Raw genomic sequence first — 12,960 nt, forward strand, 5'->3', positions numbered from 1 at the left:
GGTCGACCGGTACAGCGAGCGAAAGGAAAGCGCCGAGGCGCTTTCGCGGCGCGTGAATCAGCGGAGTATCTAATACCCAGCCCAAGGAGTGACGATGGAGATCCGTCCCGCCACGGTCGACGACCTGGCGTCGCTTGAAGCGCTGCTGTGTCAATGCGGTCTGCCCGTCGTCGGTGTGAGCGACCATTTGCAGAATTTTATGGTCGCGATTGAAAATTCGACGGTGTGCGGGTGCGGTGGCGTGGAGCATTACGGCGACGCCGCACTTTTGCGCTCCATCGCGGTTGCGGAACATGCGCGCGATTCTGGTTTGGGGCAGAGTATCGTTTCGCAGTTAGTCGCCACGTGCCATGCGCGCCACGTCCGGGCGCTGGTTCTCCTCACTACGACCGCAGAGGCCTATTTCACTCGTCACGGTTTTGTGCGTATTGCGCGCGGCGACGTACCGCCCTTGGTATTGGCGTCGAGCCAATTCCAGGGCGTATGTCCGGGATCGGCCGTGTCGATGTTGCGCGTTCTGTCAGCCTTGTGACGAGCGCCACAGCGTCGGCGCGTTGTCCAATGCCGGCCCGCCCGGCTCTGATCAATTGTCCGTTTGTCGTCGCGCCGCCGTGCGTTCGGCTCTGCCGTCAGTCAGAGCGCGTGCTGGACATCCTTCCGGCGTCGCAACGCGGCCCGTTCGCGAAGGAGGACGGCGACGCCGTGTTCGATGCCCAAGGGCGAAAGGCGAGCGAATAGGCGAAAACGGCACGACGTCGCCCACCGCCCGCACATGAGAACGGCGTGGGTCAGGCGTCGAAGTCGAGATCGCTGATCATGATCTCCGGATCGCGCTGGGTTCTCGTGCTGAAATCGACCGGCAGTTCCATCTGCCATTGTTCGATCTTGACCGGCAGCGCAGCCAGATAGCGATCGAAGCGGCTCCGGTCCGGCTCGGCCAGCAGGCGCTCGATGGCGTCGTCGCTCCATGCGAGGAATGCATTCAGGCGATTCGGCAGTCCGACCTCCGACGTGATGCCGATCACGGAAATGCTGGCGGGCCGGCCCTGCGGGTCGCGCGGAACGACGCTGACCTTCACGTCGCCATGCCGATACAGACTCAGCAATCTTTCCACGATGCGCGGCGCATAGTCGGTTTCGAAACGTGCATGCTGTTCTGGAGTCATTTCATCCTCTTGCCCAAAAATATCGTGACGATCACGTAACGTCGCCATTATCGACGTCATGATTCAAAAGAACAGACACAGAGAACGTTGCGGCCAACCGCCACGCGCACTGTTACTTGTATATGGTGCGCTGTCCGGGTAGAAATCGATCATCGCCGCCTCGCCTTGTGTCGCGGGCCGGTTCTGCTTCGACCGGTTCATCGGGGGCGGCGGCCGGCAGAACCATGCATCGAAACCGCGAGGCGATCCTGGCTCGCGCGGCATCGCCCGGCGCGAGCGGCACCGACGAAGCATCCAAGGAGTCAACCCACAATGGCAATCGTCCTATGCGTCCTCTACCCTGATCCGGTAGATGGCTATCCGCCGCGCTACGTGCGCGACGAAATCCCGACCATCACGCGATATGCGGACGGCCAGACCGCCCCGACCCCGAGCGGCCCGCTCGGATTCAAGCCCGGCGAACTCGTCGGGTCGGTATCGGGTGCGCTGGGACTGCGCAGCTACATGGAAGCGCACGGACATACGCTCATTGTGACGAGCGACAAGGATGGTCCCGACTCGGAATTCGAGAAGTGGCTTCCCGAAGCCGAGGTCGTCATTTCCCAGCCGTTCTGGCCGGCCTACCTGACGGCGGAACGCATCGCCAAGGCCAGGAAGCTGAAACTGGCCTTGACTGCGGGCATCGGCTCCGATCACGTCGACCTCGAGGCCGCGGCGAAGGCCGGCATTACGGTCGCCGAGGTCACCGGTTCGAACAGCATCAGCGTGGCCGAACACGTCGTGATGACCACCCTGGCGCTCATCCGCAATTACCTGCCGTCGCACCAGGTTTCGGAACAGGGCGGCTGGAATATCGCCGATTGCGTGTCCCGCAGCTATGACATCGAAGGGATGCATTTCGGTACGGTCGGTGCGGGCCGCATCGGTCTTGCCGTCCTGCGCCGGCTGAAGCCCTTCGGCCTGAACCTGCATTACACGCAGCGTCACCGGCTCGGTGCGGATATCGAAGCGGAGCTGGGGCTGACATACCACCCGGATGTGGCATCGCTCGTGAGCACCGTGGATATCGTCAATCTCCAGATTCCGCTTTATCCGTCGACCGAAAACCTGATCGACGACAAGATGATCGCGAGCATGAAGCGCGGCGCCTATCTGATCAATACCGCACGGGCAAAACTGGTCGATCGCGATGCCGTCGTGCGCGCACTCACGTCCGGCCACCTCGCGGGCTACGGGGGCGACGTGTGGTTTCCGGAGCCGGCGCCGCCGGACCACCCGTGGCGCACGATGCCCTTCAACGGCATGACGCCGCATATCTCCGGTACGTCGTTGTCGGCACAGGCGCGTTATGCGGCTGGCACGCTGGAAATACTGCAGTGCTATTTCAATGGCACGCCGATCCGGAATGAATACCTGATCGTCGCCGGCGGCGCACTCGCAGGAACCGGCGCGAAGTCTTACCGGCTGAACTGAAGCCCGGTGCAGATCTGATCGGGCGGCGCGCGTGAACGCGCGTCGCCCTTTGGCGGCAGGATCCGGGATTGCATGTCGCTCGCGGTCAATGCGGCGTCCGCATTTTCCGGCCAGACGCGGCAGTGGCGTTCCGCTCCGTCAACGGCGGACATCGTGCGTGCCACATCGGTGCACGCAGGCCGCCACATGTCATATCAGCGGGCACGCGCCGGTGCGAGAACTGCGCTGCCGTCAGCAATCAGGCGTCGTCGACATTGTCGGCATAGTGATCGATGGCCAGCTTGCATTCGTTCAACACGACCGTGAGAAGGTCTGCGTCGTTCGCCTCGATCCACTTCCGGATCTGCAGGAACTGCTCGGTGCCGAGATCGGCGATGCGGCCCGGATCTTCCGTCGTCACGTCGACGACTGCCAGCCCCCGGTTGCCCGGCAACGGCGACAGCGTCGCCGCGATGTTGAAGCGGCGGTATTGTTGGTCAATGCGCACGTCGGCACCTCCATACGGTCGTGGAATGCAATCGAATCGGGCGGCGTGCGCCGCCTGCCCGTCTGACACGATCAGCCCAGCGCGTTGCGGAAAACCGTTCCGCCGAATCCCGTCACGACGTTGTCGACCGAAAACGGCGTCGCTTCCTTCGCTTCGAGAATGACGGCCACGCTGCCCGGCGCGAGCTTCGCCGACACCATTTCGACGAATTCGGCATCCAGCAGCGTGTTGCCTGCCGTATCGGCGATCAAACCGGTACTCGCACCCGCGGTCATGCCGGCCACCGCGCCGACCGGGCCGCCCAGCATGCCGAGCAGCCCGCCCGTGATCGCACCCACGACGCCGCCCCAGAACGGGTGCGTCTCGGCGCCCAGCAGCGCGAGTTTTCCCGCGGCATCCTTTTCCGCGATGACACCGTTTTCGATGGTGAACCCCACATCCTTTTGGGAGAGTGCATCGAAATCGCGGGCGGCCTTTTGCGCCAGATCGACGTTGCCGAAAACGGCAACGATCAGTTGCTTCGTCATCTGAAACCTCTTGCGTACGTGATATGCATGGATCGCGCGTGCCAAAGCCGCGCCGTCCCGCGGATTCGCCCACTTCCGCGACGCGGCATCCGCATCGGGCCTGCTTGCGCGAACGGAGTTCCGGTTGCCCGCGGCGCCTGCCGTCAGACGCCTGTCGCCGCCTCGCGCGCCTTCGCGGCGTCGAGATAGGTCTTTGCGGCTGCTTGCTGCCTGGCAGCCGCGGCCTGCCTGTCCGCCGGCGCCGCGCCGGGCTGGTAGGCATCCCTTGCCAACTGGTAAGCGTGCGCGGAGATGTTCTGAAGTTCGGCCGCGCGGGCCTTGTCGACTGCACTCATGATCCGTTCCCTCTGCAAATATCGGCATCCTGATACATGAGCGACCGGCGCCAGCCGCCGGCCCGCTCACGATGTGCCGCGGATGCTATCGGCTACCAAAGGTATCGTCGCCCGCCTCGTCCACTTCGACCGGGAAGCGATGCTGTCCGAAACTCAGGACGAGCACGCCGATGGCGAGCAGGACGATACCGATTGTCGTCATCAGCATGTGATCCGGATGGTCCGATCCGCCGCGCAGGATCAGGTCTCGTGCGAGCGACGCCATGGCGATGTAGAGCGGGAAACGAACCGGCAACCGGCCGAAGCGCAGGTAGCGGACGTTCATCGCGAGCACTTCCAGGTACAGGAACATCAGCAGCAGGTCGGTCAGCGAAACCGTTCCCGCCTGGACGACTTTCACCACTTCCTGTGCCATCGCGAAGACCGTCGCGAGCCCGAGCGCGATCAGGCCGGACAGCTCGGCCACATGGAGAAATCGCGCGAATCGCCGGCGGACTGCGTCTGCGGGGGTATGTATCGTTTGTGGTGTATTCAAGGTGATGTGCGGGGTGAAGGGTTGGTCAATGTTTCGGAGCGGACAAGCCGCTTGTCGTGCGGTCGATATCGTCGGCTTCCCCGGCGGGCTGGCCGACGATCGTCGCGGCCTGCGCTGGCGCTGCGTGACTGCGTCTCCTGTTCGCGCCAGTCGATCTGTATTGTCGTCGGGCGGCGTGACAGGCATGAGCGGCATTCGGTCGCGGTGCGCACATCGGTGCCGGCGTCGCGGCGGCGTGGCCTGAATGGCTGCGCACGCAACGCGCCCGGCGGTGTGTCGACGAATGCGGGCGTATCTGTGTTTTCCGATGCTCCGGGTTGATTCAGTGGGCGGACATGCGGATGCGCATATCCACGCGAACGCTTCCTTCCTTCAATCAGTGATCCCGTGCAGCCGGCGCGCGCCGGCCCGTCTCGGCAATGGCCTGCTCGACCGCCGACAGCGTCGTCCGGCAACGCTCATGGAATGCCGCACCGGCGTCGGTGCACGTGACATCGTGTGCATGACGAAGCAGAAGATGGCAGTCGAGATACCGTTCAAGACAGTCGATCCGTTCGCTGATCTCCGACTCGCCGATTTGCAGTTCGGTCGCCGCGCGGGCCAGGCATCCATGCTCGACCACCACGACGTAAATGCGCATCGATTCCAGAAGGTTCATCGTGACGCACCTCGTCAGATGGCAGAGCGATCCTAATCTACTGCACGCGCCGCGATGGCATCAAGAGCACAGCGTTGCACGCCGGGCGAAATCTGGCTTCGATTGATGCAATCGAATTACAGATGGACGCGATGTGTTCCAAAGAACCGCTGAAACTGTTAGATTGCAAGCCGAATGATGTAATGCGACGCGGTCAGCTGTACGCGAGGGCCAGCGACGATCGGTGAAGGAACGGTTCGGGGCCGGCATGCTCCGTGCACGCCCGCGGCGTGCCGTGCGTGAGTCGTCCGCGTCGGATTGCGCGAATTCGCCGCGTTGTTGCGCAGCGGCGGTTGATTGCGCGCCCCGCAAGATTCCCCGACCTGTCACACAAGAGAACAGACGCATGACACATTCCCATCGCTCGTTTTCGTGCGCCGTCGGGCCTGCGGCCCATTTCTTCCTGGCATGAATGACTGGCGAGATCCAATGCTGACTCCTCCCCCCCTTTCCCAAGCAGTCCACAGCCCGACCACGCGCAACGCGATTTTTCTCGTGGCGACGATGAACCCGGGCGAGCATCATGCCGAGACGATCCGTGCATGGTGCGGCGACATCGCCGCCCTCGTGCGCGCCGTCAGCAAGCGCGTGCCGTCCAGCAATCTTTCGTGTGTATGCGGGTTCGGCTCCGATGCATGGGATACGCTGTTTGGCGGGCCGCGTCCCGCATCGCTGCATCCCTTTCGCGAGTTCGGCGCGGGGCAGCGGACGGCCGTATCGACGCCCGGCGATATCCTCTTGCACATCCGCGCCGATGCGATGGATCTGTGCTTCGAACTTGCGACGCAGTTGCTCGGCCGCCTCGGCGATGCGGTGACGGTCGTTGATGAAGTGCACGGCTTCCGCAATTTCGACCAGCGGGCGATGATCGGCTTCGTCGACGGCACGGAAAACCCGGCCGGGCGCGAGGCGGTCAACTTCACGGTGATCGGCGACGAAGACGCGGAATTCGCCGGCGGCAGCTATGTGATCGTGCAGAAATACCTGCACGACATGGCGGGCTGGAATGCGCTGGCGGTCGAAACACAGGAACGCATCATCGGCCGCACCAAGCTGGCCGATATCGAGCTCGCCCCGGCGGTCAAGCCGTCGTCGTCGCACAGTTCGCTCACGACGCTGACCGAGAACGGCCAGGAAGTGAAGATCCTGCGCGACAACATGCCGTTCGGGCGTCCCGGCTCAGGCGAGTTCGGCACGTTCTTCATCGGCTACGCGCGCTCGCCCGCACCCATCGAGCAGATGCTCGAGAACATGTTCGTCGGCCGCCCGCCCGGCAATTACGATCGCCTGCTCGATTACAGCCGCGCAGTCACCGGCTCGCTGTTCTTCGTGCCGTCGGCCGACCTGCTCGACGCGCTCGCGGATCGTGACGCGCCGGCCACGGATGCCGCCCAGCCGGCGGCCACTGAATCGACCGAGCCGCTTCATGGCGGCTCGCTGAACATCGGATCGCTCAAAGGAACCCAACCGAATGAATAACCTACATCGCCAGCTCGCACCGATCTCCTCCGCCGCATGGGAGCAAATCGAAGAGGAAGTGGCGCGGACCTTCAAACGTTCCGTTGCCGGCCGTCGTGTCGTGGATGTGATCGGCCCGGGCGGCGCCGAGCTGTCCGGCGTCGGTACGGGGCACCTGAGCACGATCGCCGCGCCGCGGGAGCACGTCGATGCCCGGCTGCGCGAGGTCAAGGCGCTCGTGCAGCTGACCGTTCCGTTCGAACTCCGCCGCGATGAAATCGACAGCGTCGGTCGCGGCGCGCGCAATGCCGACTGGCAGCCTGCGAAAGAGGCGGCGCAGCGGCTCGCGTATGCGGAAGACAACGCGATTTTCGACGGTTATCGGGCTGCGGGTATCGAGGGGATCCGCCAGGGTACGTCGAACCGGAAGCTCACGCTGCCGGCTGAAGTCGGCGCCTACCCGGACGCGATCAGCAATGCGCTCGAATCGCTGCGGCTCGCAGGCGTGGACGGCCCCTACTCGGTGCTGCTCGGCGCGGACGCCTACACGGCACTCAGCGAGGCGCGCGATCAGGGTTATCCGGTCATCGATCACATCAAGCGAATCGTCAGCGGCGAAATCATCTGGGCGCCCGCAATCAGCGGCGGCTGTGTCCTGACGACCCGTGGCGGCGACTATGAGCTGCACCTCGGCGAGGACGTTTCCATCGGCTATATCAGCCACACCGACACGGTCGTTCGGCTGTACCTGCGGGAAACCTTCACGTTCCTGATGCTGACGAGCGAAGCGTCGGTGGCGGTTGCGCCGCACCAACCCGCGCCGAAGCAATAATCGCAGGCGCCCCGTACCGGGCGCTTGCCCGCCGACGACCGTACCCACCCCGCAAGGAGACGCTCATGAGCGATACGAACGATGCCATCCAGCAACTGAAAGCCTCGGTCGAGACCCTGAAAAAGGCGGTAAACACGTCGTCCGGCGGGCAGACAGCCGAGATCGCGGTGCTGTTCACCGTGGTCTCGCTCCTGCTCGGCGAGTTGCCGCCGGATCGGCGCGACACGGTCGAGGATTCGTTTTCCGATTGGGCAAACGGTCTGTCCGACCCTGCGCTCGCGACCAGCCTGAAACAGGTGGCGCGGCGGCGACTCGGCATGAATCTCGAAAGCTGACCCACGGCAGGACGGCACCGGCGACGCGCAGCAGGCTGGCCCACTTGCGCAGCCTGCTGCGCGCACCGCGCGTTCAACGCGTCTATTCCTCGTCAAACAGATCCGGGCCGAACACTTCGTAATGAATGTGGGCCTCGTGTATGCCCAACGCCTTCAAGGCATCGTGTTGCGCCCGCATGAACGCCACCGGGCCGCAGATGTAGTAATCGGCATCCGGCAGCAGGATCTCGTTCTTGATCGCCTTGACGTCGACATGCCCGGCGTAGTCGTAATCCTTGCCCGGCACATCCTCCGGCAACGGTTCGCTGTAATACACCGTCAGACGGAAGTTGGCATGCGACTTCGCTATCTCGCGCAGCCGCTCGCGCATCGCCTGCACCTTGCTGTTGCGTGCGCCGTGCACGAATACCACTTGCCGCTGCGGATCCTGTATCGCCCGCTTGAGCATGCTGATCATCGGGGTCAGCCCGACGCCGCCGCTGATCAGCACGATCGGCGTCCTGGCATTGACGTCGATGTGGAACGTACCATACGGCGCGGCCAGCCTGACCTCGTCGCCGACATTGACATGCTCGTGCAGCAGGCATGAAACAAATCCCGGCGGGTTGACGCCGCCGCCGTCTTCGCGTTTGACGGAAATGCGATAGCTGTGCCCGTTCGGCATGTCCGACAAACTGTACTGGCGAATCTGTTGCAGGCCCAGCGCGGGGACGTCGATCGCCAGGCTGATGTACTGTCCGGGCTCGAAGTTCTCGACGACGCCGCCGTCCGCGGGTTCGAGGATAAAGGACGTAATCACGCTGCTTTCCGGGCGCTTCTCGCGAACGACGAAAAGACGCCAGCCGGTCCAGCCGCCCAGCCGCGACGTGGATTGCTCGTACAGCTCGGTCTCCATGCCCATCAGGACATCGGCCAGATTGCCGTAGGCCTGCGCCCAGGCGGAAATGATTTCGTCGGTCGCCGCGGCGCCGAGGACCTCCCTGATCGCCGCCAGCAGATGCTCCCCGACAATGGGATAGTGCTCGGGACGGACGCCCAGGCTCGCGTGCTTGTTCGCAATGGTCTTCAGCATCGCCATCAGGCTGGTCGGATCCTCGATGTGCTCTGCGTAGGCATAGACCGCGCGCGCCAGTGCCTGCTGTTGCTGCCCCTGCTCCTGGTGCGCCATGTTGAACACATTCTTCAGTTCGGGATGCGCGTCCAGCAACCGCTTGTAAAAGCACGTGATGATGGGATATCCGTGCTCTGCCAGAACCGGCGCGGTGGCTTTCACGATGTCCTTGGTCTTCTGCGTCAACATGACTGTCTCCGGTGCAAGGTGATGCGTTCATATGCCCAAGCCTGGAATGCATTATGAACATCCACGGTTCTAAAGCAATATGCAATATGATTCTTTTGCGACAGGTACCTCGGATGACCCGGATCATTCCGCTGCGTGATGCAGTCGTTACGCGCCGGCACAGTGCGCCGCATCATGCGGCACGTGCGATCGCGTGGCGGTAGCGGCATGCGCGGTTCTGTATCTTTTTCGTGAAGGGGCCGAGGTTGATAATGCGCATGTCCCCGATCAGCAAGGAGAAATGCCATGACCGAAGCTTCTTCGTCTCCGGACAACCCCGACTTCACACAGGGTGTCCCGGTGGCCGATATCGCCGATGGCGGCATGCTGACGGGCCACGTCGGCGACGAACCGGTTCTGCTTGTGCGCCGCGCCGACGAATTGTTCGCGATCGGCGCGACCTGCACGCATTACGGTGCACCGCTCGCCGACGGATTGCTGGTCGGCGATACGATTCGATGTCCGTGGCATCACGCTTGCTTCAGTCTTCGCACCGGCGAGATGCTTCGCGCGCCCGCGCAGGACGATCTGAAATGCTGGCGTGTCGAGCAGCACGATGGCAAGGCCTTCGTGCACGAAGCGCTGCCGGCAGTCCAGCCGACGAAACTGCCGGCCGCACAGGCGCCCGAATCGGTGGTGATTGTCGGCGGCGGTGCCGCGGGCACCATCGCGGCCGAGACCTTGCGCCGTGAAGGCTACGCCGGCCCGATCACGCTGCTGAGCGCCGATCGCGCCTTTCCGTACGACAGGCCGAATTTATCGAAGGACTATCTCGCCGGGACTGCGCAGGCCGACTGGCTGCCTTTGCGCCCGATCGATTTCTACACGGAAAATCGGATCGACGTGCGTTGCGACGTGCGTGTCGTCAAGCTCGACCCGGCGAAACGAACCGTCACGCTCTCGGACGGCGGCGTGGTGAGCTACGGCGCGCTTTTGCTGGCCACGGGCTCCGAACCGGTGCGGCTCGCCGTGCCCGGCGCAACGCTGCCGCACGTCAATGTGCTGAGCACGCTGGCCGATTGCGACGCACTGATCGCGCGTTTCGCGACGGCGCGCCGATGCGTCGTGGTCGGCGCGAGTTTTATTGGTCTCGAAGCCGCGGCTGCGTTGCGAAAGCGCGGGCTCGAGGTCCATGTCGTCGCCCCCGGCGCGCATCCGATGGAGCATGTGCTCGGCGCGACGCTCGGCGACATGGTCAAGGCGCTGCATGAATCGCACGGCGTGGTGTTCCATCTCGGAGCCACGATCGCGGAGATCGAGCAGGATCGCGTGAGACTGTCGACAGGCGTGGAGCTTGCCGCCGATCTCGTCCTGACGGGGATCGGCGTCCGCCCCGATCTCGCGTTGGCGCAGGCGGCGGGCCTCGCGATCGATCGCGGCGTGTCGGTCGACGCGTTCCTTCAGACGAGCGTACAGAACATCTATGCCGCTGGTGATATCGCGCGCTGGCCGGATCCGCGGACCGGGGAAAGCATTCGCGTCGAACACTGGGTGGTCGCCGAACGCCAGGGTGCGATTGCCGCACAGAATATTCTCGGCAAACGGCAGCGTTTCGATGCGGTGCCGTTCTTCTGGACGCAGCACTACGATGTGGCCATCAACTATGTCGGCCATGCGGAGCAATGGGATCGCGTCGACGTGGATGGCGATCCCGCCGCGCATGACTGCACGGTCACCTACTGGCGCGATGGCAAGCGGCTCGCCGTCGCCACGGTCGGCCGCGACCTCGCGAATCTTCGTGCGGAAGTCGCCTTCGAGCGGGAGACGCCGGCATGATCGTCTACCCGGGCGTGAATGACACGGATGCGTGATCGGCGACGCAGTCATGTGCCGCGGAGCGTCGCCGCATGCGCGATTGCGCCGGCTGGTCTTCCGGCGTCAGTTGCGGCCGGACAGTGCACGCTCGATTTTCTTGTCGGTCTTGTATTGGCTGAGCGCGTAGACGGACCAGATCGCTGCCGGAATCCAGCCGATCAGCGTGATCTGCAACAGCAGGCAAATGATGCCGGCAAACGGTCTGCCGATCGTGAAGAACTGAAGCCACGGAAGAAGCAACGCAAGCAGCAGACGCATATCGATCCTCGATTGGTTTAATGTGGTTTTCCCGGTTACGGCCGGTACGGATGTTCACGTACATGGTGCAGGGAACGGCCCGCATCCATCTTGATTCCGGCGCTGCAGATCGGCATCGACCTGTCCGAGGATCGCATGCTGCAGGGCCGCCTGCTCTCCTATGCCGATACGCAGATGTACCGGCTCGGCGCAAACTTCGACGATTTGCCGATCAACCGTCCGCATGTGCCGGTGGTGAACAACAGCCAGATGATGCGATAAACAGCGGCGACCGAAAAGGCGAGGTGAACGACGAACCGCCGACGATCGCCGATCTGACGCAGAACCCGCGCTGCAAGTATGTCCGGACGCCGCTTGCCGGCACGGCGCAGCAGGCGACGATCAGCAAGACGCATGACTTCCGGCCGGCTATCCGCACCGACCGATCGATACCGATTGGCAATGAGACGAACCGGGCGCGGAATAACCCCGTCCTGCTGAACGTTTCGTAGCGGTCGCTTCCGCCCTGACGCTGACCACTGATCGTCGGGCCGGACATGCGGTTTCGTCATATCGACCGGAGGGGGACATGAAACCGATCACGCTGGTCGTCGCACTTATCGCGGCGTTGGCACTTCTGCTCGACGCAGGCTGCACGTCGCCGGACGGCACCGGTTCGGCGACCATGCCGTCGGCCGCTATGGCGGGGCTGGGGGCAGCGGCGGTAGCGGGGGCGGAGGTGGCGGTTATTGACTCGCCTGGCGGCCCTCGGACGCCTCGAGCGTCTGCCGTGTCACGATCCGGCATCCGTTACTGGAGAGCAGGCTAGCGCAGGCATTGATGTCGTGCCGAACCTTGCGAACGCCGCGCGACCGGCCCGATCCCGATGCAGCATGCCGGACCGCATGCAATATCGCCCGACACGCGGCGGACCGCCAATGATCCGACAATGGCGGGCGCGCGTCTTGCTTGCATGCCGCAGGAGAAATCGGTGCCCATGCACCCGCGCTGGCGCAGCATCCGCCGGGCGTGTGCGCGGCGGCACGCCGCCCGATCCGGCATGCCGGCTATCGTCCGACAAGACGGGATGTTTCGTGATAACGTCATGCGCATCCGATTTCCTGTTTCGCCCGCGTCGTCGCTTGCACGGGCGCGTCCAGCAGATATCGTGTCGAGGTCATCGATCATGGCGGTCAGGGCATTCCTCCTGCACTCCTTAGTCGCCACGCCCCCCTCCGGCCATCACCGCGTCACCGCGGAGATGCGCCCTTCCATGCTGTCCACGTTGTTCGACGATATCCGGCCGATGTTTCTGTCCGGACTCGCAAGCTGCTTTGTCGCCACGGTTGCACTGATCCGCCTGCAGCAGACCTGGGCGCTCCTGTGGCTCGTCGCCGACCTGGGCCTGCTGGTCGCGCGGCTCGCGATCGCCCGCGCGTACGTGACGCGTCGCGATGCGGGCGACGATCGCGCCGAATGCTGGGCGTTGCGCTATGCGCCCGTGTCGCTCGCCGCATGCTTCCTGCTCGGCCTCGGCACGATGGGCTGCGTCGAAGCCGCCGACGTCGAAGTCGGCGCGCTGGCCGTCATGGTGGCGGGCGGGGTATTCGGCGGAATCGCGTCGCGCAATGCGGCGCTGCCCCGGCTTGCCATGACGCAGATCACGCTCGGCGTGCTGCCGATCGGTGTCGGTGCGCTGCTGGCCGAGCGCAGCGGCGCATGGC

At 64.0% G+C, this 12,960-nt stretch carries 14 protein-coding genes and 2 pseudogenes; 8 read left to right on the forward strand and 8 right to left on the reverse strand.

Annotated features, from left to right (window positions below; all coding sequences use genetic code 11):
- The first annotated feature begins 94 nt into the window (after nt 1-94).
- Nucleotides 95-532, forward strand: a complete 438-nt coding sequence (arsN2, locus tag KH616_RS12905; protein ID WP_292245009.1) for an arsenic resistance N-acetyltransferase ArsN2 — start codon at nt 95-97, stop codon at nt 530-532.
- Between the two features lie 256 nt (nt 533-788).
- On the opposite strand, the gene KH616_RS12915 is transcribed toward arsN2, so the two are convergent.
- Nucleotides 789-1,166: a DUF5594 family protein gene (locus tag KH616_RS12915; protein ID WP_292245010.1), complete on the reverse strand. Its 378-nt coding sequence runs from the start codon at nt 1,164-1,166 to the stop codon at nt 789-791.
- A gap of 312 nt (nt 1,167-1,478) precedes the next feature.
- Between KH616_RS12915 and KH616_RS12920 the strand changes: the two genes are divergently transcribed.
- Nucleotides 1,479-2,639, forward strand: coding sequence for an NAD-dependent formate dehydrogenase (locus tag KH616_RS12920; protein ID WP_292245012.1), 1,161 nt, complete (start codon nt 1,479-1,481; stop codon nt 2,637-2,639).
- Nucleotides 2,640-2,877: 238 nt separating this feature from the next.
- Here the strand turns inward: KH616_RS12920 and KH616_RS12925 are convergent, their stop codons facing one another.
- The 5 genes from KH616_RS12925 to KH616_RS12945 all read right to left on the reverse strand — a co-directional run bounded on the left by KH616_RS12925 (nt 2,878) and on the right by KH616_RS12945 (nt 5,181).
- Nucleotides 2,878-3,126 carry a hypothetical protein gene (locus KH616_RS12925; protein ID WP_292245013.1) on the reverse strand — a complete coding sequence of 83 codons (249 nt, stop codon included), beginning with the start codon at nt 3,124-3,126 and terminating at the stop codon, nt 2,878-2,880.
- A gap of 71 nt (nt 3,127-3,197) precedes the next feature.
- Nucleotides 3,198-3,653 (reverse strand): DUF1269 domain-containing protein, encoded by a 456-nt coding sequence (locus KH616_RS12930; protein ID WP_292245015.1) that lies wholly within the window; start codon nt 3,651-3,653, stop codon nt 3,198-3,200.
- A 143-nt stretch (nt 3,654-3,796) separates the two neighbouring features.
- Nucleotides 3,797-3,988 carry a hypothetical protein gene (locus KH616_RS12935; RefSeq protein WP_292245017.1) on the reverse strand — a complete coding sequence of 64 codons (192 nt, stop codon included), beginning with the start codon at nt 3,986-3,988 and terminating at the stop codon, nt 3,797-3,799.
- An 85-nt stretch (nt 3,989-4,073) separates the two neighbouring features.
- The gene (locus KH616_RS12940) at nt 4,074-4,505 is read right to left on the reverse strand and encodes a phosphate-starvation-inducible PsiE family protein (protein ID WP_292245032.1); all 432 of its coding nucleotides are present in this window, start codon (nt 4,503-4,505) and stop codon (nt 4,074-4,076) included.
- Between the two features lie 394 nt (nt 4,506-4,899).
- A complete protein-coding gene (locus KH616_RS12945; RefSeq protein ID WP_292245018.1) occupies nt 4,900-5,181 on the reverse strand; it encodes a LysR family transcriptional regulator in 282 nt (93 codons plus the stop codon).
- A 468-nt stretch (nt 5,182-5,649) separates the two neighbouring features.
- On the opposite strand from KH616_RS12945, the gene KH616_RS12950 reads away from it, so the two are divergent.
- The 3 genes from KH616_RS12950 to KH616_RS12960 all read left to right on the forward strand — a co-directional run bounded on the left by KH616_RS12950 (nt 5,650) and on the right by KH616_RS12960 (nt 7,845).
- The gene (locus KH616_RS12950; RefSeq protein ID WP_292245020.1) at nt 5,650-6,699 is read left to right on the forward strand and encodes a Dyp-type peroxidase; all 1,050 of its coding nucleotides are present in this window, start codon (nt 5,650-5,652) and stop codon (nt 6,697-6,699) included.
- On the forward strand, nt 6,692-7,510 hold the full coding sequence (locus KH616_RS12955; RefSeq protein ID WP_292245022.1) for a family 1 encapsulin nanocompartment shell protein: 819 nt from the start codon (nt 6,692-6,694) through the stop codon (nt 7,508-7,510). The genes KH616_RS12950 and KH616_RS12955 overlap by 8 nt, the downstream gene beginning before the upstream one ends.
- A 65-nt stretch (nt 7,511-7,575) precedes the next feature.
- Nucleotides 7,576-7,845, forward strand: a complete 270-nt coding sequence (locus KH616_RS12960; protein ID WP_292245024.1) for a hypothetical protein — start codon at nt 7,576-7,578, stop codon at nt 7,843-7,845.
- A gap of 82 nt (nt 7,846-7,927) precedes the next feature.
- On the opposite strand, the gene hmpA is transcribed toward KH616_RS12960, so the two are convergent.
- Nucleotides 7,928-9,145, reverse strand: a complete 1,218-nt coding sequence (hmpA, locus tag KH616_RS12965; protein ID WP_292245026.1) for an NO-inducible flavohemoprotein — start codon at nt 9,143-9,145, stop codon at nt 7,928-7,930.
- Nucleotides 9,146-9,430: 285 nt separating this feature from the next.
- Between hmpA and KH616_RS12970 the strand changes: the two genes are divergently transcribed.
- Nucleotides 9,431-10,960 (forward strand): FAD-dependent oxidoreductase, encoded by a 1,530-nt coding sequence (locus KH616_RS12970; RefSeq protein WP_292245028.1) that lies wholly within the window; start codon nt 9,431-9,433, stop codon nt 10,958-10,960.
- Between the two features lie 102 nt (nt 10,961-11,062).
- On the opposite strand, the gene KH616_RS12975 is transcribed toward KH616_RS12970, so the two are convergent.
- Nucleotides 11,063-11,257, reverse strand: a complete 195-nt coding sequence (locus KH616_RS12975; protein ID WP_292245030.1) for a YqaE/Pmp3 family membrane protein — start codon at nt 11,255-11,257, stop codon at nt 11,063-11,065.
- A gap of 96 nt (nt 11,258-11,353) precedes the next feature.
- Here KH616_RS12975 and KH616_RS12980 point away from each other — a divergent pair.
- Nucleotides 11,354-11,631, forward strand: a pseudogene (locus tag KH616_RS12980) (catalase); the annotation flags it as partial.
- A gap of 791 nt (nt 11,632-12,422) precedes the next feature.
- Nucleotides 12,423-12,960: pseudogene (locus KH616_RS12985) on the forward strand (GGDEF domain-containing protein); the annotation flags it as partial.

This window comes from Burkholderia sp. (genome assembly GCF_018375725.1).
GTDB lineage: Bacteria > Pseudomonadota > Gammaproteobacteria > Burkholderiales > Burkholderiaceae > Burkholderia.